At 68.3% G+C, this 20,338-nt stretch carries 18 protein-coding genes and 1 pseudogene; 15 read left to right on the top strand and 4 right to left on the bottom strand.

Going from position 1 to position 20,338, the window contains the following annotated elements; genetic code table 11:
• Nucleotides 1-2: 2 nt before the first annotated feature.
• Nucleotides 3-878, bottom strand: a complete 876-nt coding sequence (locus tag VNS22_RS04715; RefSeq protein WP_325730115.1) for an alpha/beta hydrolase — start codon at nucleotides 876-878, stop codon at nucleotides 3-5.
• Nucleotides 879-1,338: 460 nt separating this feature from the next.
• Here VNS22_RS04715 and VNS22_RS04710 point away from each other — a divergent pair, with 460 nt between their 5' ends.
• Both VNS22_RS04710 and VNS22_RS04705 read left to right on the top strand, forming a co-directional pair.
• Nucleotides 1,339-3,534, top strand: coding sequence for an ATP-binding protein (locus VNS22_RS04710; protein WP_325730113.1), 2,196 nt, complete (start codon nucleotides 1,339-1,341; stop codon nucleotides 3,532-3,534).
• 211 nt (nucleotides 3,535-3,745) lie between these two features.
• On the top strand, nucleotides 3,746-4,381 hold the full coding sequence (locus VNS22_RS04705; protein ID WP_325730111.1) for a response regulator transcription factor: 636 nt from the start codon (nucleotides 3,746-3,748) through the stop codon (nucleotides 4,379-4,381).
• Here the strand turns inward: VNS22_RS04705 and VNS22_RS04700 are convergent.
• A complete protein-coding gene (locus VNS22_RS04700) occupies nucleotides 4,369-4,716 on the bottom strand; it encodes a hypothetical protein (RefSeq protein WP_325730109.1) in 348 nt (115 codons plus the stop codon). The two genes, VNS22_RS04705 and VNS22_RS04700, sit on opposite strands and share 13 nt — an antisense overlap.
• 387 nt (nucleotides 4,717-5,103) lie before the next feature.
• Here VNS22_RS04700 and VNS22_RS04695 point away from each other — a divergent pair, with 387 nt between their 5' ends.
• The 5 genes from VNS22_RS04695 to VNS22_RS04675 all read left to right on the top strand — a co-directional run bounded on the left by VNS22_RS04695 (nucleotide 5,104) and on the right by VNS22_RS04675 (nucleotide 11,495).
• Nucleotides 5,104-5,700 carry an SCO family protein gene (locus VNS22_RS04695; protein WP_325730107.1) on the top strand — a complete coding sequence of 199 codons (597 nt, stop codon included), beginning with the start codon at nucleotides 5,104-5,106 and terminating at the stop codon, nucleotides 5,698-5,700.
• Nucleotides 5,701-5,761: 61 nt separating this feature from the next.
• The gene (locus tag VNS22_RS04690; protein ID WP_325730105.1) at nucleotides 5,762-7,573 is read left to right on the top strand and encodes a hypothetical protein; all 1,812 of its coding nucleotides are present in this window, start codon (nucleotides 5,762-5,764) and stop codon (nucleotides 7,571-7,573) included.
• A 104-nt stretch (nucleotides 7,574-7,677) separates the two neighbouring features.
• Nucleotides 7,678-8,688: a hypothetical protein gene (locus VNS22_RS04685; RefSeq protein ID WP_325730103.1), complete on the top strand. Its 1,011-nt coding sequence runs from the start codon at nucleotides 7,678-7,680 to the stop codon at nucleotides 8,686-8,688.
• A 74-nt stretch (nucleotides 8,689-8,762) separates the two neighbouring features.
• A complete protein-coding gene (locus VNS22_RS04680; protein WP_325730101.1) occupies nucleotides 8,763-10,943 on the top strand; it encodes a cytochrome-c peroxidase in 2,181 nt (726 codons plus the stop codon).
• A gap of 246 nt (nucleotides 10,944-11,189) precedes the next feature.
• Entirely contained in the window at nucleotides 11,190-11,495 is a 306-nt protein-coding gene (locus tag VNS22_RS04675; RefSeq protein WP_325730099.1) for a hypothetical protein, read from the top strand.
• A 15-nt stretch (nucleotides 11,496-11,510) separates the two neighbouring features.
• Here VNS22_RS04675 and VNS22_RS04670 read toward each other — a convergent pair whose 3' ends face one another.
• Both VNS22_RS04670 and VNS22_RS04665 read right to left on the bottom strand, forming a co-directional pair.
• Nucleotides 11,511-13,901 carry a heavy metal translocating P-type ATPase gene (locus VNS22_RS04670; RefSeq protein ID WP_325730097.1) on the bottom strand — a complete coding sequence of 797 codons (2,391 nt, stop codon included), beginning with the start codon at nucleotides 13,899-13,901 and terminating at the stop codon, nucleotides 11,511-11,513.
• A gap of 317 nt (nucleotides 13,902-14,218) precedes the next feature.
• Entirely contained in the window at nucleotides 14,219-14,851 is a 633-nt protein-coding gene (locus tag VNS22_RS04665; protein ID WP_325730095.1) for a helix-turn-helix transcriptional regulator, read from the bottom strand.
• Between the two features lie 114 nt (nucleotides 14,852-14,965).
• Between VNS22_RS04665 and VNS22_RS04660 the strand changes: the two genes are divergently transcribed.
• The 8 genes and pseudogenes from VNS22_RS04660 to VNS22_RS04625 form a co-directional block, all read left to right on the top strand.
• Nucleotides 14,966-15,361 carry a hypothetical protein gene (locus tag VNS22_RS04660; protein WP_325730093.1) on the top strand — a complete coding sequence of 132 codons (396 nt, stop codon included), beginning with the start codon at nucleotides 14,966-14,968 and terminating at the stop codon, nucleotides 15,359-15,361.
• Nucleotides 15,362-15,437: 76 nt separating this feature from the next.
• Complete coding sequence (locus VNS22_RS04655) at nucleotides 15,438-16,925, top strand: portal protein (protein WP_325730091.1); 1,488 nt, start codon at nucleotides 15,438-15,440, stop codon at nucleotides 16,923-16,925.
• On the top strand, nucleotides 16,922-17,152 hold the full coding sequence (locus VNS22_RS04650; protein ID WP_325730089.1) for a hypothetical protein: 231 nt from the start codon (nucleotides 16,922-16,924) through the stop codon (nucleotides 17,150-17,152). Before VNS22_RS04655 ends, VNS22_RS04650 begins: the two co-directional genes overlap by 4 nt.
• 48 nt (nucleotides 17,153-17,200) lie before the next feature.
• Nucleotides 17,201-18,010, top strand: a complete 810-nt coding sequence (locus VNS22_RS04645; protein WP_325730087.1) for a capsid assembly protein — start codon at nucleotides 17,201-17,203, stop codon at nucleotides 18,008-18,010.
• 185 nt (nucleotides 18,011-18,195) lie between these two features.
• Entirely contained in the window at nucleotides 18,196-19,014 is an 819-nt protein-coding gene (locus tag VNS22_RS04640) for a phage capsid protein (protein ID WP_325730085.1), read from the top strand.
• Between the two features lie 4 nt (nucleotides 19,015-19,018).
• Nucleotides 19,019-19,288 (top strand): hypothetical protein, encoded by a 270-nt coding sequence (locus tag VNS22_RS04635; RefSeq protein WP_325730084.1) that lies wholly within the window; start codon nucleotides 19,019-19,021, stop codon nucleotides 19,286-19,288.
• Nucleotides 19,289-19,366: 78 nt separating this feature from the next.
• Nucleotides 19,367-19,939 carry a hypothetical protein gene (locus VNS22_RS04630; protein ID WP_325730083.1) on the top strand — a complete coding sequence of 191 codons (573 nt, stop codon included), beginning with the start codon at nucleotides 19,367-19,369 and terminating at the stop codon, nucleotides 19,937-19,939.
• A pseudogene (locus VNS22_RS04625) lies at nucleotides 19,936-20,338 on the top strand (hypothetical protein); the annotation flags it as partial. The gene VNS22_RS04630 and the pseudogene VNS22_RS04625, both read left to right, overlap by 4 nt.

Raw genomic sequence — 20,338 nt, 5'->3', positions numbered from 1 at the left:
TGCTAGCCGCTCTGCCCGAGAAAGGTGCCGATCGCGGCTGCCACCTCGTCCGGATGCTCCTCGTGCGGTGCCAGCGCGCCCGGCACGGTGGCCGTGACGACCCGGCCGGTCGCGGCCAGTGCGTCCATCTCGGCCGCCGAACGCCGGGGTGCCGCGGCCGGCCGCAACATCAGGACCGGCGGCAGGGGAGCGGCGAACAGATCGAGAAAGGCTGCGCGGGAAGCGACCGGATCGAGGCCGCCGGTGACGAAGGCGGCGGTGCCGAAGCGGGCGTCGGGCTGACTGGCGACGTGCAGCTTCGCGGCCACCAGGGCATCGGTGACCCTGGCCGGATCGGCATAGACATGGGCGCGCATCATCCGGCCGATCATCCGCCGGTTGACGTTCAGGCGGTACAGGCCCTGGCCCAGGACGGGCAGCTCGATCGCCCGACGGATCCGGGCGAACAGGGGACGCCGCGCCTCGCCCAGCACGGTCGGCAGCGGACCGCGCCAGGTGGGGGCGATCAGCACGAGCCGCTCGAACCGGTCGGGCCGGCGCCGGGCCGCCTGGACCAGGTAGGTCGCGGCATGGCCGGCGGCGATGCCGATGGCCGGTGGGACGACGCCGGTGCCGATCAGCTCGTCCAGGAAGGCACGCAGCGCGTCGGGCGTGAGCGATGGCCGGCCGCGCGGGCGGTCGCCGAAGCCCGGCCAGTCGATCGTGGTGCAGTGCAGCCGGGGCGCCAGCCGCATCGCCAGCGGCGCCAGCTCGGCAGCGGCCGAGATCGACGACAGGGCCGGCAGGAGGAGCGCGGTGCGGGCAGCCTCATGGCCGCCATCGGTGCCGGCCTCCCTGGCGGCGGTGCCGGTCGATCCTGTTCCTTCCCTGCGCGGCATCGCTGCTTCTCCTTGAATGCAGGACAGGCCCCCGGATACCAGCCCGCTGCCGGCGCTGCCCTCCAGAAAATCACGTGATCCACCGGCACGGGCCGCGGCAACAGGCGAATAGATAGCCTACCGCTCAACCCCAAGATGACCAATACTGCATCAGAATAAGCTCCCGGCGATCGGTTCGAGTGCGGCCATTACCGCAGTTTCACCGTCGAACAGGTGGGGATTGCTCAATTATGGGTACACGGCCATTAACCACCACCCATGGCCGGCTGTACAATCCTCGGCACATCATGTACATTGCTTTAGGCATATACTCTCGAACTTATTATCTGACACCATAGTATGCGTGTTTCCATTCGCGAGGAAACAACACATGCCTTTTCATCCCGAAAAGAGCAATTGGTTTCGCATTTACCTGGCTTTGGTCGTTCTTAATATTGTTGTCATTGGTGGCGGAGTGTACTTGAGCCGTTCGATCAAGTACAATTACAGCCAATCGGTCGAGGACAATCATCGCTGGGTGGATCGGCTGTCCCGCTATGCCGAGCTGACCAGGCTCGCGGGGTCGGTCAATGCGCCGGGGAACGACGTGTTCGACTCGGGCAGCATCGACACCGAGATCGCGCTGCGTGACAGCGCGCTGGCCGCCTTCTCCATGGGGATGGAAGAGGCGCGGGCGGAGCTCACGGCCAATGTCGGCCCGGCCGAGGCCGGGCCGCTGATCGCCTGGCTCGACATCAGCCTGGTCGTGATGGACCAGATGATCGCCCAGTCGAACCTGATCTTCGAGAACCTGCGCCGGGGCGACACGCGCGAGGCCGCGGCGCAGATGGCGGCCATGGACCGCCAGTATGCCCAGCTCGCCGGCAGCATGGCGGCGCTCAGCCGCCAGGTCGGCCGGCTGCAGACCCATGAGTTCGAGGAGCAGATCGAGGCGATCCAGCAATTGGAGCGGATCGAGCTGCTGGTCGGCGGCCTCCTGGTGCTCATGGTCACCGGCATGACGTTCTACGGCTACAAGATCGTGCGCAAGCTCTACGCGGACGAGGTGCGGCTGGCGCGCTACTCGGCGAGCCTGGCCGAGGCGCGGGATGCGGCCAATGCGTCCAACAAGGCCAAGTCCGACTTCCTGGCCTTCATGAGCCACGAGATCCGCACCCCGCTGACCACCGTGCTCGGCATGGCCGACCTGATCGCGGCCGGCGACCTGCCGGAGGAGAGCCGCCAGCACGCCCAGGCGATCCAGAGCTCCGGCCGTCATCTGCTGGAAATCGTCAACGACGTGCTCGACCTGTCCCGGATCGAGGCGGACGCGCTGGCCCTGGACCGCACGAACTTCCAGCTGGGCGCGGTGCTGGAGCATGTCGAGTGGCTGATGGTCCCGGCGGCGGACCAGCGCGGCATCAGCCTCGACTTCGACGTACGGGTCGATCGCGGCACGGTACTGCGGGGCGATCCGACCCGGCTGCGCCAGATCCTCTTGAACCTGGTCGGCAACGCGGTGAAGTTCACCTCCGAGGGCGGCGTCCTGGTCGAGGTGACGGCGAGCCCGGCCGGTGACGCGCTGCGGCTGCAGGTGGCGGTGGTCGACACCGGCATCGGCATCTCCGAGGAGTGCCAGGCCAGCCTGTTCCAGCCCTTCCGTCAGGCCGGGCAGGAAACCACCCGCCTCTATGGCGGCACCGGCCTGGGGCTCGCGATCTGCCGCCGGCTCACCGAAGCGATGGGCGGCAGCATCGGGCTGGTCAGCAAGCTCGGCCAGGGCAGCCGGTTCTGGTTCGAGATCCCGTTCGAGCTGGGCGACCGGAACGCCGTGCGCGACGAGCTCGCCATGGGACCGGCCCCCACGCACGGCACGCCGCTGCGGATCCTGATCGTCGATGACGCCGTGCTGAACCGCCAGCTCCTGGCCAGTGTGCTCGCCCGGCACGGCCATCTCGTGATGGAGGCGGTGGACGGTGCGCAGGCGGTCGAGTTCGCCCGGAGCCAGCCGTACGACGTGATCCTGATGGACGTGCAGATGCCGGTGCTGGACGGGATTGCCGCTACCGGCCTCCTGCGCCGGCTGCCGCCGCCCGCCCGCGACATCCCGGTGATCGGCCTGTCGGCCGGGATGCACGAGGAGGAGCGCCGCCGCTGCTTTGCCGGCGGCATGCAGCGCTGCCTGTCCAAGCCGTTCGTCTGGAACGAGCTGTTTACCGCGATCGCACAGGTCACTGCGCCGACCGAGCCCTCGCCGGTGCTCGCGCCGGACACGGCGAGCCGGCCGCTGTTCGACCGGTTCGCCGTCAGCCTGACGGCGGACGTCGAGGCCGCGGCGCTGATGCAGCAGGTGATCGAGGATGCCGAGCGCAGCTGCAACCGGCTGCGCGCTGCCCTCCCGCATACGGAGGAGGTGCAGCAGGAGGCACACAAGCTGAAGGGCATCTCCGGCATGTTCGGCCTACCCCGCATTCTGCATGCGGCCGAGCGCCTGCAGGCGGCGGCCCAGAGCGGCCAGAGCGTGGCCGGCATGATCGACGGCCTGGTGCTGGCGGTCGCGGCGACGCGGGAGGAACTGCACGGCTCGGGCCTGATCGGCGCCACCCCGCCGCCGGCCAACACCGACGAGGCTCCGGACGAACAGCCGCAGCCGCTCGTCCATGCCGGTGGGGGCTAGGGGGATGTATCCGGGTAGCGTTGCCCGCCGGCCGGCCGACGCCCGCGCCAGTCATTGTGCCATGATGTCGATACTGGCCGCTCCATTGTCCCCCGGCAGTGGCCGGGACGATCGCCCGGCCCATCGGTGCGGATGCCAGACCTATCAGAGAAATGAGCCTCACGTGGAACAGCAAACCGGCCCCCAACCTCCGCCCCGGCCCGGCACGATCATGACCACGCGAATCGTGGTGGCCGACGACCATCCGGTGGTCCTCCAGGGCGTGAACTGGCTGCTCGAGCGCGAGGGGGACCTGGAGGTGGTCGCGCGTTGCCAGAGTGGCGAGGCAGCCCTTGCGGCGGTGCGTGAGCATCGCCCCGATCTCTTGGTGCTGGACCTCAACATGCCCGGCCTGAGCGGCATGGACGTGCTGCGCGGCATCGCCGAGGAGCGGCTGGCGCTGCGCGTGGTGCTGCTGACTGCCGACCTGCGCGACGACGACCTGTTCGAGGCGGTGCGGCTGGGCGTACGCGGCGTGATCCTCAAGGACATGGCGCCGGAGCTGCTGGTGCGCTGCATCCGCGCCGTCCATGCCGGCGGACAGTGGCTGGAGCAGCACCTGACCGGCTGGACGCTGGATCGCCTGCTGGCGCGGGAATCCGCCAAGCAGCAGGCGACCAAGGCGCTGACCCAGCGCGAGATCGAGCTGGTGCGCCTGGTCGCCGAGGGGCTGCGCAACAAGGAGATCGCGTTCCGGCTCGGCATCACCGAGGGCACGGTCAAGATCCACCTGCACCGGATCTACGACAAGCTCCAGGTGACCAGCCGGATCGAGCTCGCCAACTATATCCGCCGTCAGCTCGGCTGATCCTCCGGCCGATCCGGCCCGGTCCCCGCCTCGAACCGAAGCTGGCAAAACCGCGCACGCACCTCGCGCTGGCGGCTGCCGGGCGCAACGGGCCGTACCAGCAGCACCTCCGCCCCGTAGCGGACCACCGTGTCCAGCCGGTCGATCTCCCTAAAGCGCAGCTGGCCGGTGATCCACTCACCTGGCCGCAGCGGCGTGCCGGTCACGAACCACACTTCCTCGCGGCTGACCATCCGGGTCCGGCCGCTGCCGGTGGCAAAGCTGATCGGCAGCTCGACTGCATAGCTGGCGGAGCTGGTCTGGAGCTTGTCCAGGCGGGCGCGGAATGCGTTCATGACAGCTTCGTAATGCGGAAAGTCGATCCGGACAATTCATCGAGCGATAGGCATGCAGCTATAACTTTCGTCAGAACATAAACCGATCGTTAATCAATGGCCGCTAAGATATCCAGGTAAGCATAAAGCCGGATGACGCTCGTACTGCTCTACCTTTCGTTATATGACCGTCTCCTTCCATCCGCATCGGAGATATAACCAAGCAACCGTCCCCGTATAACCACCGTATCTACAGTTACATTGATTATAGTTCAGCAACAATAATAGTATCTGCAAACGTGATCGAGGTGCTCTCCTGCTGCGCAGGCTGCGGAGCAGATGATCGCCGCCCCCCCCGCGGCAGTGGATGGCCACGACCCGACGAGCCCTATTTTCGAGGGTTGGAGCATGCAGCGCAGAATGTTGTTCCTGGGTGGAGCCGGCATCGTCGCCGGCACTGGGGCCGGCATGGCCCATGGGGCCGGACCGGGCAGCCGCCCGCCCCATCCGCAGATCCCGAACACGCGCGTGCTCGATCAGGACAGCCAGGAATACCGGTTCTATGACGACCTGATCCGCGACCGGGTGGTGCTGATCAACTTCTTCTTCCAGAGCTGCGGCGAGGTCTGCCCGCTGGTCACCGAGAACCTGCGCGCCGTGCAGGATATGCTCGGCGACCGGATGGGCCAGGACATCTTCATGTACTCGATCACGCTGCAGCCACAGTTCGACCGGCCGCACATCCTCAAGGACTATGCCGAGCTCTGGGACGTTAAGCCCGGGTGGAAGTTCCTGACCGGCGAGCCCGACGACATCGAGCGGCTGCGCCGGGCGCTGGGCTTCGCCAGCAGCGATCCACTCTACGACCTCCAGCTCGACAACCACACCGGCATGCTGCGCTACGGCAACGCGCGGCTCGACCGCTGGGCCGGCACGCCGGCGCTGTCGCGGGCGGCCTGGATCGTCAAGGCGGTCACGTCTCTGACCGACCGGCCGATCGCCTGAGCCGCGCCAGCCATGAATATCCGAGGAAAATCCTTAGCCTGCCTATCATGAGGTCGGGATCATGTTCTCCAAGATACGTGCCGCCAGACGTGCGGTCGAACTGCGCAACCAGCTCCAGGCCGCCAGGTTCAGCCGGCGCGAGATCGCCAAGCTCGGCCTGATCGCGGGCGGCGCCTACTGGGCGCAAGGTGCCTCGCTGCGCCAGGCGCTGGCGGCCAGCACGGCCAGCCCCAGGACCACGCCCTGGCAGGAGCCTTTGCCGATCCCGGGTCCCGCGGACGAGGATGGCAGCGACGCCTACCCCTATAACGAGGCAGAGCACCAGTACTGCGCCAACCGCTTCAGGATGCAGCGCTGGATCCATCTGGAGGTCCGGGAGCGCAGCCACCGCTTCGCCAAGGAATATGGCGAGAGCAAGATCTGGACCTATGGCAAGGAGTTCGGCGGACCGCTGATCGACGTGCGCTACAACCAGCCGTTCTGCCTGCACATCGAGAACGACCTGGATTCGGTGGAGGATCACGAGGGCTTCGGCCATCCCGAGATCGCGCCACACCTGCACAATTTCCACACCGCCTCGGAGAGCGACGGCGGGCCCTGGAACTGGATCCATCCCGAAGACAACCCGAGCGGCAAGCCGAACATCCGCAACTTCCACTATGCCATGGCCCGGGCCGGCTTCGACAAGAAGAAGGGCATCCCGGCCAAGTGGGTGGACCCGGTCTCGGGCGGCGACCTGCGCGAAACGCTGACCACCATGTTCATCCACGACCACCGGCCGGAGTTCACGGCGGCGAACGTGTACAAGGGCATGGTCGCGATGGTCCGGGCGTTCGACGACGACGATACCGGCGACGAGACCACCGGCTGGCGGCTGCCGAGCGGCAAGTACGACGTGCCGCTGATCCTGGCCGACAAGAAGTTCGACCCGGACGGGGAGCTCGAATTCAACCAGTTCTCGATCGACGGCTGGCTGGGCGACAAGCTGACCGTGAACGGCAAGATCCAACCCTACATGGACGTGGAGCGCCGCAAGTACCGGTTCCGGGTCCTGAACGGCGGGCCGTCGCGCTTCTACAACCTCGTGCTGCGCAAGGACGGAGCCGACCAGCCTTTCCACCAGATCAGCCAGAGCGGCAACCTCCTGCCGAGGTCGCGCAAGGACATCACCAGCATCCAGCTCTGGGTGGCGGAGCGCTCGGACATCATCATCGATTTCAAGAAGTTCAAGAAGGGCGACAAGCTCTACTTGAGCAACAACCTGGTGATGATGGCGGACGGCCGCGGCATCGACCGGGGCAAGACCACCAATCCGGATTCGCCGTCCAACCAGATCCTGGAGTTCCGGGTCGGCGGCCTGCCCGAGACGGCGGACGAGAGCGTCGTCCCGAACGCCTTCAGGCCGCTGCCCTCGGTCAACCTGAACGAGGTGGTCAAGGTCCGGGAATGGGAACTCGGCCGGCTGAACGGCATGTGGCACATCAACGGCAAGTTCTGGGATCCGGACATCGACCACAGCCCGGAGTTCCTGATGAACCCGCCCAACCAGGTGCGACGCAATTCGGCGGAGATCTGGAAGATTCGCAGCACCTCGGGTGGCTGGGACCATCCCATGCACATCCATTTCGAGGAGGGCATCATCACCTCGATCAACCGGCGGGCGGTGGCCGAGGAGGACCGCTACCGGACCGACATTTATCGGTTCGGCGGCAACGAGCGGGTCGACGAGATGGAGATCTTCCTCCGCTTCCGCGATTTCCCTGATCCTGAGTACAGCTACAAGTCCAAGGACAGTGGCCGCTATGTCATGCACTGCCACAACACGATGCACGAAGACCACGCCATGATGGCGACCTGGAACATCGTCGACTGAGCGGCCAGCTCCGTCAGGAAGATTTTATCTCGAGAGCGTCAGAAACGGCCCGGCACCCAGGGTGCCGGGCGAAGGGATACTCACGCCCTAAAGGAGGCGACGTCATGCTACGCAATCTGATGTTCGGCACGGCGGCCCTGGCCCTCGTCGCCTTCACCAACCCGGTGGACGCACAGGTCCCCCCCGGCGATGTGGTCATTGAGGGGCCCATCACCGCAGTTTCCGCCACGCCCCCTTACCCGCTGCCGTCCGACCCTGGCCCGGTGATCGGCACGATGACGGTGATGGGCATCCAGGTGCGGATCCTTGAGGATGCTCTGTTTCATACCCCTACGAAGACCTCGCTCGATGAAAGCAACCCGCTGACCATCGAAAGCTTCGCCTATGAGCGGTTTCCGGGCCGGCGCGAGGACGGCTTCATCGGCGGCACGGCGATCATTACGGGCGACAGCATCGGTGGTCAGGTCTACGCGACCGACGTCTTCAGCGACCTTTTCGAAAACGTCGTGGTCGGCGAGGCAACTGGCACGGTCCAGACCCCCGCCGGCGTCGATCGCGCTACCATCAATGGCATGAAGATCCGCCGCTCCACCGACAAACGGATGCCGGCGGGACCGGCGATCAATAGCTTCGGCCTTCGGGTCAAAGAGGCCGAAATCACCTCTGGCAGCCTGGTCTCCGCTGAAGGCTATTACTCCTCCAACCAGGACACCTTGTTCTACCACACGATCGAGGCGGACGGTGCCCCACTGCTGCGCACAGATACCACCCAAGTTGGCATCCTGCGCGCTTCCTGCCGCATCCGCGGCGGCGGGCGCGACGAGGTCGAAGTGCGCGGCGGCGCGGTCAACCCTGCTGACGCGACCGTGCAGATCCGGCTCCCGGATCCGACCCCGAACAATCCGAACCGCTTCACCAGCATCGGCATCGTCCAGGCAGTGCCGCAGGCGGCACCGGTTCCTACCGATCCGCCCCAGGGTCTGTTCCGCGCGGACTTCCGCAACCTGACCATCCCAGGCGGCGTCTGCCCGACCCGGGTCCGCGCCGTGATCCTCACCACCTCTCCGGGTGCGCTCAATCAGGCCACCGCTACGGCCAACATGACCGGCCGCTGAGTCCCAGGGGCCGCGGGGGCGCTGCCAGCCAGGAGGACGGCAGCGCCTCTGCACATGCAAGCAGGATATATACGGTGACCAAGTCATTTTCACGCATCCGGGCAGCAACCCTGCTCGCAGCCATGGCGCTTGCCTTCCTTCCGCCTGCAGCCGGTCCAGCTCAGGAAATCGAGGAGGAGCACGAGGAATTCGAGGAAGAAGAGGACGAACACGAGGAGGCGCATGAGGAAGGGGAGGAGGACATCGAGGCGCCCCTGACCTCGCTGCGCGGGATCAAGCCGCCGGCGCCGCCGGCCACCCAGTACAACGCGCTGGTCAAGGACAAGAACTGGCTGGTGGCGCTGGGCAAGGCGCTCTTCTGGGACGCCTCGGTGGGCGCCGATGGCCAGGCCTGCGCGTCCTGCCACTTCCATGCCGGTGCGGACCCGCGCACGGTCAACCAGCTCGATCCGGGCCTGCTGGGCCAGCCTTACGCCGACGACAAGTTCGGCGGGATTGGGGCGGGCGCCGGCCTGACCCGCGACGGCTTGCTCAACGGCACGGGCAAGAAGGCCCAGCCGAACATTCAGCTGGAGGCGACGGACTTCCCGCTGCACCAACTGGGCAACATCCGCAACCGCAACTCGGCGATCCTCTACGAGACCAACGACGTGGTCGGCTCGCAGGGCTCGTTCGAGGGCACGCCGCTGAGCGTGCCGCGCCAGCTCAAGTTCCGCACCCGCACCCGCGACTTCTGCACCAAGGGGTCGGACGACATCTTCCACACCATGATCAACGGGGTGGCGCGCGCCGTGCGCAAGGTGGCGCCGCGCAACGCGCCGACCGCGATCAACGCCGCCTACAACTACCGCAACTTCTGGGACGGGCGCGCCAACAACGTGTTCAACGGCGTGGGCGTGTTCGGCCGCCGCCAGATCCAGGCCGACCCCAAGGCCCGGATCCTGGTGCTGGACGAGCAGGGCCGGCCGATGCCGCAGGCGCTGGAGCTCAAGAACATGAGCCTGGCCTCGCAGGCGCTGGGCCCGCCCGGCAGCGACGTGGAGATGATCTGCGGTGTCCACAGCTTCGCCAATCTCGGCCGCAAGCTCCTGACCCAGGCGGCCCTGGTCGGCCAGGCGATCGATCCCACCGACAGCGTGTTCGGCAACCTGTCGGCGGTCGGCAACCAGATCCGGGCCAACGGCAAGGGCCTGAAGCAGAGCTACCGGATGCTGGTGCAGCGGGCGTTCCAGGACAAGCTCTGGGCCGGCAGCGGCAGGTACCAGTTCTCCGGCACAGGAGCCCTGCTGCCCGACGACGCCGCCGGCTACACCCAGGACGAGCTGAACTTCGCCCTGTTCTTCGGCCTAGCGCTCGACGCCTACGAGCGGACCCTGATCTCCGACCAGACCCCGTTCGACCGCTACATGGAGGGCAAGGTCAACGCGCTCAATGCCAAGCAGAAGGAAGGTCTGGCCCTGTTCGAGGGCAAGGCCAAGTGCGCCAACTGCCATAGCGGCCCGCTGCTCACCAACGCCGCGGTCCCGCCCCGGCAGCGCAAGGAGCTGGTCGAGTTCATGCCGATGCCCGATGGCGGCATGGCCCTTTATGACGGCGGCTTCTACAATATCGGCGTGCGGCCGACCCATGAGGACGTGGGCGTCGGCGGCAGCGCCATGGGTGCGCCCCTGTCCTTCACCCGGCAATACACCGACGGCAACCGCGTCGATGCCTTCCCGGTGCCGGACGCGAAGCGCAACGAGCGGGTCGCGGTGGACGGCGCCTTCAAGACACCCACCCTGCGCAACGTCGCCCTCACCGCTCCCTATTTCCACAATGGCGGCGAGGCGACCCTCAGGGGCGTGGTCGAGTTCTACAATCGCGGCGGCAACCGGCGCGACCTGGCAGGCGGCGACACGACCGGTACCGGCCCCAAGGGCCGCACCACGCCGATCGTGCCGAACATGGGCGGCAGCAACCTGGCGCCGGACATCACCGAGCTGGGGCTCACCAATGCCGAGGTGAACGCACTGGTGGCCTTCATGAAGGCGCTGACCGACCAGCGGGTCGCCTGCCATGCCGCCCCCTTCGACCATCCGGAACTGATCGTGCCGAACGGCCATGTGGCGGCCCTGGAGCGTGGCCGGGCCAAGGATGCCAAGCTCCGCCTCCTGCCGGTCGGCCGGGGCGGCTATTCCAGCGAGCTGTGCGACCCGAACACCGGCGACCTGTTCGACCGCAACCTGATCGGGGGGATGCTGGTCCCCGTGCAGTAGCCCAGGGGGTAGCACCACGCCACAGCCGCCCGGCGAGCCACCGCTCGCTGGGCGAGCTCGCGCCCCCGCCGGCCTTCATGCGTTGCCCATGCAGCGCCGAGGTTCCCTTGGTCTGACCATTTCCCCGTCATGTTGCAGTTGCGAAACAGGTGGTGGCAAACCGTGCCGGCACCGGTGGCATTCTGCGACGCGGCGGAAATCCGCCTGCTAGGCTCCTGCCGACCTACCACGACAGAGGACCTTGGCATGGCCGGTATCGATGCTGCTGAGCTGGCGAAGATCGCGCACTTCCAGGCGATCGCGGCGCGCGAGGCCACGCGCTGCATCACGGCTGCCCTGGCCGAAGCCGGTGGCGCCCAGCTGCGCAGCAGCCTGCACCGCAAGTTCCTGCTGGCGGCTTCCGGCCTGGACCCGGCGAGCCCGGTGATCAGCGAGCACCTGCGGGAGCTGGCCGACCTGGTCGAGACCATCGGCGCCTGCTTCGGCGACCAGATCGAGGGGCCGCTGGAGCTGGGCGCGCTGACCGGCGCGCCGGCCGCGGCCACCGACTGACCGCACCGGCAAGGATCAGATGCGCCCTGCCCGCAGGCGCAGGGCATTGGCGATCACGCTGACCGACGAGAGTGCCATGGCGGCCGCCGCCACGACCGGCGACAGGAGCAGGCCGGTGAACGGATAGAGCAGCCCGGCCGCGACCGGGATGCCCGCCACGTTGTAGACGAAGGCGAAGACCAGGTTCTGGCGGATGTTCGCCATGATCGCCCTGGACAGGCGCCGCGCCTTGACGATGCCGGTCAGCTCGCCTTTCAGCAGGGTGACGGCAGCACTCTCGATCGCCACGTCGGTGCCGGAGCCCATGGCGATGCCGACATCGGCCGCGGCCAGGGCCGGCGCGTCGTTCACTCCGTCCCCGGCCATGGCGACCACCCGCCCCTCGCCCTTCAGCCGTGTCACGACGGCACTCTTGCCCTCGGGCAACACGTCCGCCTCGACCTCGTCGATCCCAAGCCGGCGTGCCACTGCCTGGGCGGTGGTGCGGTTGTCGCCGGTCAGCATCAGGATGCGGATGCCCTCGGCATGCAGCGCCTGGAGGGCCGGTGCGGTGGACGGCTTGACCGGGTCGGCGATGGCGAAGATGCCGACGGCCCGGCCATCGACGCCCAGGTAGATCGCCGTGGCGCCGTCATGGCGCAGCGCCTCGGCCTGGCCGGCCAGGGCCGCAGGCTCGATCCCGCTCTCCTGCAGGAAGGCCGCGTTGCCGATCACGACCGGCCGGCCCTCGACCGTGCCGGTGGCCCCCTTGCCGGCCGGCGCATCGAAGTCGGCCACGGCCGGGATGGGCAGCCGCCGCGCCTCTGCCGCGGCCACGATCGCATGGGCCAGCGGATGCTCCGACGCCCGCTCCACGCCGGCGGCCAGCCGCAGGAGCTCGGCCTCCGCCATGCCGCCGGCCGTGATGATTCCCGTCACGCCGGGCCGGCCCTCGGTGAGCGTGCCGGTCTTGTCGAGCACCAGCGTGTCGACCTTCTCCAGCCGCTCCAGCGCCTCGGCGTTCCTGATCAGCACGCCCAGCCCGGCACCCTTGCCGACCCCGACCATGATCGACATCGGCGTGGCCAGCCCCAGCGCGCAGGGGCAGGCGATGATCAGCACCGACACCGCGGCGACGAGGCCGTGGGCCAGGCTCGGCGCCGGCCCCCAGATCGCCCAGACGACAAAGGCCAGGACCGCCACGAGGACCACCAGCGGGACGAACCAGCCCGCCACCTGGTCCGCCAGCCGCTGGATCGGCGCGCGCGAGCGCTGGGCATCGGCCACCATCTGCACGATGCGCGCCAGCATGGTCTCGCGGCCGACCTTCTCGGCGCGCAGCACGAGCGTGCCGGTCTGGTTGAGGGTGCCGCCGATGACCCGGTCGCCCGTGCCACGGGTGACCGGCATGGATTCGCCGGTGACCATCGATTCGTCGATCGCGGAGCGGCCATCCTCGACCGCGCCATCCACCGGGACTTTCTCGCCCGGGCGCACCCGGAGCCGGTCACCCGGCACCACCGCGTCGAGCGGCACCTCGGCCTCGGTACCGTCCGGCGCGATCCGGCGCGCGGTCCTGGGCGTCAGGTCGAGCAACGCCCGCAGCGCGCCGGATGTCCGCTCCCGCGCTCGCAGCTCCAGCACCTGACCCAGCAGGACCAGGACGGTGATCACCGCCGCCGATTCGAAATACACGGCGACCGTGCCGTCCGGTGCGCGGAAGGCGTCGGGGAAGATCCCGGGTGCCAGAGCCGCGACGAAGCTGTAGCCCCAGGCGACGCCGGTGCCCAGGGCGATCAGGGTGAACATGTTGAGGTTGCCGGTCCTGACCGAGGCCCAGCCGCGCTGGAAGAACGGCCAGCCGGCCCACAGCACCACCGGGGTCGCGAGCACGAGCTGGATCCAGACGGAGATTGCCGGCGGCACCAGATGATGGACCGCCGGCAGCAGATGGCCGCCCATCTCCAGGAGGAACACCGGCAGGGTCAGGATCAGACCGATCCAGAACCGGCGGGTCATGTCGGCCAGTTCCGGATTGGGCCCGCTCACAGTGCTCGCCATGAGCGGTTCCAGCGCCATGCCGCAGATCGGGCAGCTGCCGGGAGTATCCTGCCGGATCTCGGGATGCATCGGGCAGGTATAGACCGTGCCGGCCGGTTGCGGCGGCGCCTGGGCATGGCCGGCATCGCCTGCCAGGTAACGGTCCGGATCCGCCACGAATCTCGTCCGGCATCCGGCAGAGCAGAAATGATAAAGATGGCCGCGATGCTGGACGGTTCCGGCAGCCGTGCCCGGCTCGATCAGCATGTGGCAGACCGGGTCCTGTACCCGACCATCGTCCCGCCCGGCCCCGGCAGCCGTGCGATGTCCCACATGACGATGGCCATGAGCGGTGTGGCCGTCGCCGTGCCGAGCCTGACCTGCCATTCCTGCCCTCCCAGAGCCGGCGGCTCTCGAGCCGCCGCTGTGCCTTGCCCAGCCTGAGGATAGGGCCGTCGGGTGCCAATCAAAGCGCGGCCGGGATCGGCTCGGACCAGACGAGCCGGCCCAGCCATGTGGAACGGAGGGAGACGGAGGGACGTAGGCCGCGCACGACGCAAGACCGGCGCCTGAAGCGGGCACGGGTTCGTCAGCGCATATGGCCGGTCCCCGCGGGTTCGGCCCACCTCAGCAAGATCCGGAAATTTCGACGGACGGCCGGGCTCAGCAGTGCTCGCGGACCGTCCTGCGGAAGCTGGCCGGTCCTACTGGCTGGCCCAGACGATCCGGGCGATCCAGGCAACCTCGTCGATCGCGAAGTTCACCTCCTGCCCATCCGGCCGGTCGACCACCACGCGTTGCGCGGTGCGCCGGGACAGGCAGCCCAGATGGAGCGTGCCCTTGCGGTCGGCCAGCACGATCCGGTCGCCGCGACGGGTCGAGGAGGAAGGCGACACCACCAGTAGGTCGCCGCGCCGCCAGGCCGGAGAGACGTCCTCGGTCAGTTCCAGCGCGAAGGCGTGGCCATCCTCCAGGCCGGGGAAATCGACATCTTCCCAGGCATCGCCCTGCGGGAAGCCCGACGCGTCGAACACCTGGCCGCCCTGGGCGCGGTCCAGCGGCACGGAGCGCAGCTGCCGCGACACGGGCGGCACCACCGTGCCGTCACTGCCGTCCATGAGCGCCACGAACTCGGCCATGGTGGTGTTGGTCGCCTCAAGGATCTTGGCGATGCTTTCCGTGGAGGGCCAACGGGCCTTGCCCTGCTTGGTGGCGCGCTTGCTCTTGTTGAAGGTGGTGGGGTCGAGCCCCGCCCGCTTGGCCAGCCCGGAGGCCGAATAGTTGTTCTTCGCGGCCAGGCGGTCGATCCCCACCCAGACATCGCCATGCGTCATCATAGGAACCAGCTCCGAGAAGGCAAATATAAGATCCCACTGAACTAGGAACATCATCTTGACGATGAGCGATCCTGTCACTAGGCTCATGGTCCTAATTCTAAAGAGCCGATACCCATGGCAGAGCCCGGGTCAGCCCCCGCGATCGTCGTGTTCGAAGATCGGTCCGACTGCCGCTGGCTCGCCTGGCTGAAGCCGGGCTTTCGCCATTGCTACTGCCTGATCCGGGCCGAACGGGGCTGGATCCTCCTGGATCCGCTACTGCAGGAACTCCGACTCGCTTGGCTAGACCTGCCGGAAGAATTCGATCCCGTCGAGTATTATATCCACACTGGTCGCATTGTCCTCAGCGGCCGGACCCGCGAGTTGCCGCCCGGCTCACCGTGCGCACGACCGATTACTTGCGTGGAAATCGTCAAGCGCGCGCTCGGGTTGGGAGGACGATCAGCTTGGACACCTTACCAGTTACATCGCCTGCTGTTGCGCGAAGGCTGGACCAGCCACACCTATTGACGTTGGGCAAAATATAGGAATATAAGCTTATTAGTGACCTGTACGCGGATCGGCCCCCCAGCACGGAGCCCAAGCGATGCCCCCCGTCGACCTCGAACTCGACCTGCGTTATCGCCGGGCGCGCGAACGGCGTCGGCCCTTCGAGCCGGTCTGGCGCGACTGCCTGGCCTTCACCATGCCGCAGCGCATGCCGGGCCTGGAGACGGCACCCGGGCGCGGCAGCGACCGCCTGTTCGATGCCACCGCCGCCGATGCGGTCGAACAGCTCGCCGCCTCGCTGCTGGGCGAACTCACCCCGCCGGGCTCGCCCTGGTTCGGCCTGCGCGCCGGTCCGGAGGTGGCCGTGGCCGAGCGGCCGGTGGTCACCGAGGCGCTGGAGACCGTGGCCGCCCGGCTGCAGGGCGGCTTCGACCATGCCAACTTCACCGTGGAAATCCACCAGGCCTTCCTCGACCTGGTGACGCTGGGCACCGCGACCATGCTGTTCGCCGAGGCACCGGCCGGCCGGCCCTCACCCTTCCGCTTCTCCGCCATCCCGGCGGCCGAGATCGCGATCGAGGAGGATGTGGATGGTGCCGTCGCCGGCCATTTCCGCACGAGTTCCCTGCCGCTGGCCGCCTTGCGCAGCCGCTGGCCGGACGCGGTGCTGCCGCCCGACCTCGCCGTTGGCAATGGCGAACAGCCCTGCCGCGTGATCGAGGCCGTGTTGCCCGGCGGCACGGGCTTCGACTACCGGGCCTGGCTCACCGACGACGACCAGTCCGGCCGCCCCCTCGCCCTGCTGGCGGACGGCCGCTTCGAGCATTCACCGTTCATCACCTTCCGCTGGGTGAAGACCGCGGGCGAGGTCTATGGCCGCTCGCCGATGATGACCGCCCTGCCCGACGTGCGCACCGCCAACAAGGTGGTCGAGCTGATCCTCAAGAACGCGTCGATCGCGGTGACCGGCATCTGGCTGGCGGAGGACGACGGTGTCCTGAACCCGGCCAACGTCAAGCTGGTGCCGGGCAGCATCATCCCCAAGGCGGTGGGCTCCGAAGGGCTGAAGCCGCTCGAGATGCCCGGCCGGTTCGACGTCAGCCAGCTCATCCTGGACGATCTGCGCGCCCGGATCCGCCACACCCTCCTGGTGGACCGGCTGGGCCCCGTCCAGAACGCGCGGATGACCGCGACCGAGGTCCTGGAGCGCTCGGCCGAGACCACCCGCCTGCTGGCCGCCGTGTTCGGCCGGCTGCAGGCGGAGCTGCTCACGCCGCTGGTGACGCGCGGCCTGGCCATCCTGGCAAGGCGCGGCGAGATCCCCGACGTCCGGCTGGACGGGCGCACCGTGGAACTGCGCTACCAGTCGCCGCTCGCCCGCCGCCAGTCCCGCCAGGACGTGCAGAACACCCTGCTCTGGCTGGAGAGCGTACGCCAGATGGGCGACCACGCCGCCAGCGTCGTCGACCTGCCCGGTGCCGCCCGCTGGCTCGGCCACACGCTGGGTGTGCCGGCCGAGCTGATCCGCGAGCAGGGCCTGCTCGATGCCTTCGAGGCCGAGTTCCTCCGCGAGGTGCTGTCATGAGCGAGCCTGCGGCAATGTCAGGCGGTCCGGGTGACGAGCTGGCCCGCTGCGTGGCCAAGGTGTTCGCCTCGCCCGAGGGCCGGCGGCTGCTCGACCATCTGGAGCGTACCTATCTCCTGCGCCGCATGCCGCCCCAGGCGAGCGACCAGGAGCTCCGTCACCTCGAGGGCCAGCGCTGCCTGGTGGCCCACCTCCAGTCCCTCGCAGCCCGCGGCCTCGGCCGCTGACCGCCCTTCCCACCGACCAGATCCCCGACCAGATCGAGGCCTACCGCCATGGAACAGGACCAGATCGAGAACGAGCCGGCGCAGGACGTCCCGGCATCTGCATCCGGCGAGCCGACGCTGGACCTGCCGGCCGAGCCCCAGCTCCAGTCCCAGCCCCTGCCGGTGGCGGCCGAGCCCGGGATCCCGGAGAAGTTCCGCGGTCCGGACGGCCAGCTGCGCGCCGATGTCCTCCTGAAGAGCTACCTGGCGCTGGAGCGCAAGATCGGCTCGATGCTGCCGGCCCCGGACGACCCGGATGATCCGGCAGCGCGCGACCGGCTGCTCACCGTGCTGGGCCGGCCCAAGGATCCCGCGGACTACCAGATCGAGCGCAGGGCCGAGTGGCTGGAGCAGGACCGGGAGCTCGACGCCCGGCTGCACGAGGCGGGCTTCACCAACCGGCAGGCCCAGCTCGTCTACGACCTGGCCGCCGAGCGGATCGCACCTCTGGTGGAGGCGACGCTCGCCGAGGTCGAGGGGCTGCGTGCGGCCGAGGCCGCCAGGGCCCGCCTGGCGGAGCAGTTCGGCGGGTCGGAGCGGTACGCCGCGGTGGCCCAGCAGCTCAAGGCGTTCGGCGAGCGCCACCTGGACCGGGCGACCTACGAGACGCTGTCCCGCTCCTATGACGGGGTGATGGCGCTGCACGCGATGATGCGCGCCAGGGAGCCGGAGATCATCGCCGGCGGCGACCCGGCCACCGGGGCACCCGACCCCGACCGGCTGGCCCAGATGATGCGCGATCCGCGCTACTGGCGCGACCGCGATAAGGATTTCGTGGCGCGGGTGACCGACGGCTACCGCCGCCTCTACGGCGGCTGACCGAAAGCAGCGCATCCCGCGCCCGGGACCACGGCGGCGGCCGGGCGGACAACCCCGCAAGCGGGGCCCGCCTGCCCGCCATGGCTTCAACCAGCGACGGCTCTTTCGCCAAGGCCCGGTCCTATGCGGTCCGGACAACCCGCGCGCACGGCCAACAGGCGACCAACGACAAGGAAGGACCACCAATGTCCACCTCGATCGACCAGGCCTTCGTCAAGCAGTTCGAACGCGAAGTGCACGAGGCCTATCAGCGGCAGGGCAGCAAGCTCCGCCACACCATCCGGGTCAAGAACGGCGTCGTCGGCAGCTCGACCGTCTTCCAGAAGGTCGGGCGCGGCACCGCCACCACCAAGGGGCGCAACAGCGTCGTGCCGGTGATGAACGTGGAGTTCGCCACCGTCGAGGCGCGCCTGTTCGACTATTATGCCGGCGAATGGGTGGACCAGCTCGACGAGCTCAAGACCAACATCGACGAGCGCAGCGTGCTCGCCAATGCCGGCGCCTTCGCGCTCGGCCGCAAGACCGACGAGCTGATCATCGACGCGCTCAAGACCTCCTCCCAGGTGGCCGGCACGGATGCCGACGGCCTGACCAAGGCCAAGGTCCTCAAGGCCTTCGAGATGCTGGGCGCCAACGACGTGCCGGACGATGGCCAGCGCTTCGCCGTGGTCGGCTGGAAGCAGTGGTCCGAGCTCTTGAACCTGGCCGAGTTCGCCAATTCCGAGTTCATCGGCGATGCCGAGCTGCCCTGGAAGGGCACCCAGGCGAAGATGTGGCTCGGCACCACCTGGATCCCGCATTCGGGCCTGCCGCTCGAGGGCACCAAGCGTAGCTGCTTCTGGTACCACAAGTCGGCGATGGGCCATGCCATCGGCCAGGACGTGAAGACCGACATCAGTTGGCACGGCGACCGGGCCGCCCATTTCGTCGCTTCCTCGATGTCCCAGGGTGCCGTGCTGATCGAGACCGCGGGCGTCGTGACGATGCCGTGCCTGGAGGACTGAGCCGATGGCCTATCAATCCGAGAACCTGAGCGTCCTGTCCTACGCCAATGGCTTCACGCTCTGGCACTACCGCACGGCGGACGCCGCGACGGCGGTGGACAATGCCGGCTACTTCAACCAGGCGGCCAAGATGCTGCGGGTCGGCGACTTCATCATGCTGAATGCCGGCCTGGGTACCTCACCCACCCACGGCATGATGGTGGTCGTCGCGAATGCGTCCGGCATCGTCGACATCTCCAACATGGTCCAGCTCGGCGTGCTGAACTCCGACTGACCGGCCAAGGCGGCTGCGATCGACCCGGGAGGCCGGCCCGCCCGCCTCCCGGGCCACCGCCATCCCGAGGACAAGCTCATGGCGTACAGCGACGTCGATCTCTGCTCGCAGGCCCTGGTACGGCTGGGTGCCGCCCCCATCGGCTCGTTCGCCGACGGCAGTGCGGAGGCCACGGTGGCGTTCCGCCTCTACGGCCTGGTGCGCGACGGGCTGGTCAGCGCCCATCCCTGGAGCTTCTCGATCGCCCAAGCGACCCTGAGCGAGCCCGCCGCGGCGGGATCCGCCGACTTCGCCTGGCGGCACACGCTGCCGACGGACTGCCTCCGGGTCATCTCCGCGGGCTCCGAGCGCCGGGGCCGCGGTGCCGAGTACCGGGTGCTCGGCACCGCGCTGTTCACCGACGAGCCTGCCGTCACGCTGACCTACCAGCGCCGCACGCCCGAGAGCGACTATCCGGCCTTCTTCGCCGCGGCGCTGGTGGCCCGGCTGGCCGCCGAGTTCTGCCTGCCGGTGACGGAGAGTGCCAGCCGCGCCGAGATCCTGCGCCGTGCCGCCGAGCTGGAGCTGCGCCAGGCGCGGCTGGTCGACAGCCAGCAGAGCACGCCCCGGCGCTTCGAGGACTTCACCCTGATCGAGGCCCGCCTAGGATGAGTGCGGTCACCCTGATCAAGACCGGCTTCGCGGCGGGCGAGCTCGACCCGCGCCTGATCGGGCGCTCCGACCTCGACGCGCTGGCCAAGGGTGCTGCCCTGCTGGAGAACGTGGTGGTGCAGGTCACCGGCGGGGTCACCCGCCGGCCGGGCATGCGCCGGTCCACCGATGTGCCGGGTGGGATGCGCCTCGTCCCTTTCGATGGAGCGGATGGCGGTGCCGTCCTGGCGTTCGGCCCGTTCAAGGTCGACGTGATCATCGGCGATGCGATCGCCGCCACTCCCTCGACACCGGCCGCAGCCAACTGGAGCAACCTCCAGGTGCCGCAGCTGTCGTTCGCCCGGCTGGGCGAGAGCCTGCTGATCTGCCATCCCGAGCTGGAGCCGCGCCAGCTCGTCC

Origin of the sequence: Geminicoccus sp., assembly GCF_035556675.1 — a bacterium.
GTDB lineage: Bacteria > Pseudomonadota > Alphaproteobacteria > Geminicoccales > Geminicoccaceae > Geminicoccus.
The sequence above is the reverse complement of the archived record's forward strand: the minus strand, read 5'-3'. Positions and strand labels throughout refer to the sequence as shown.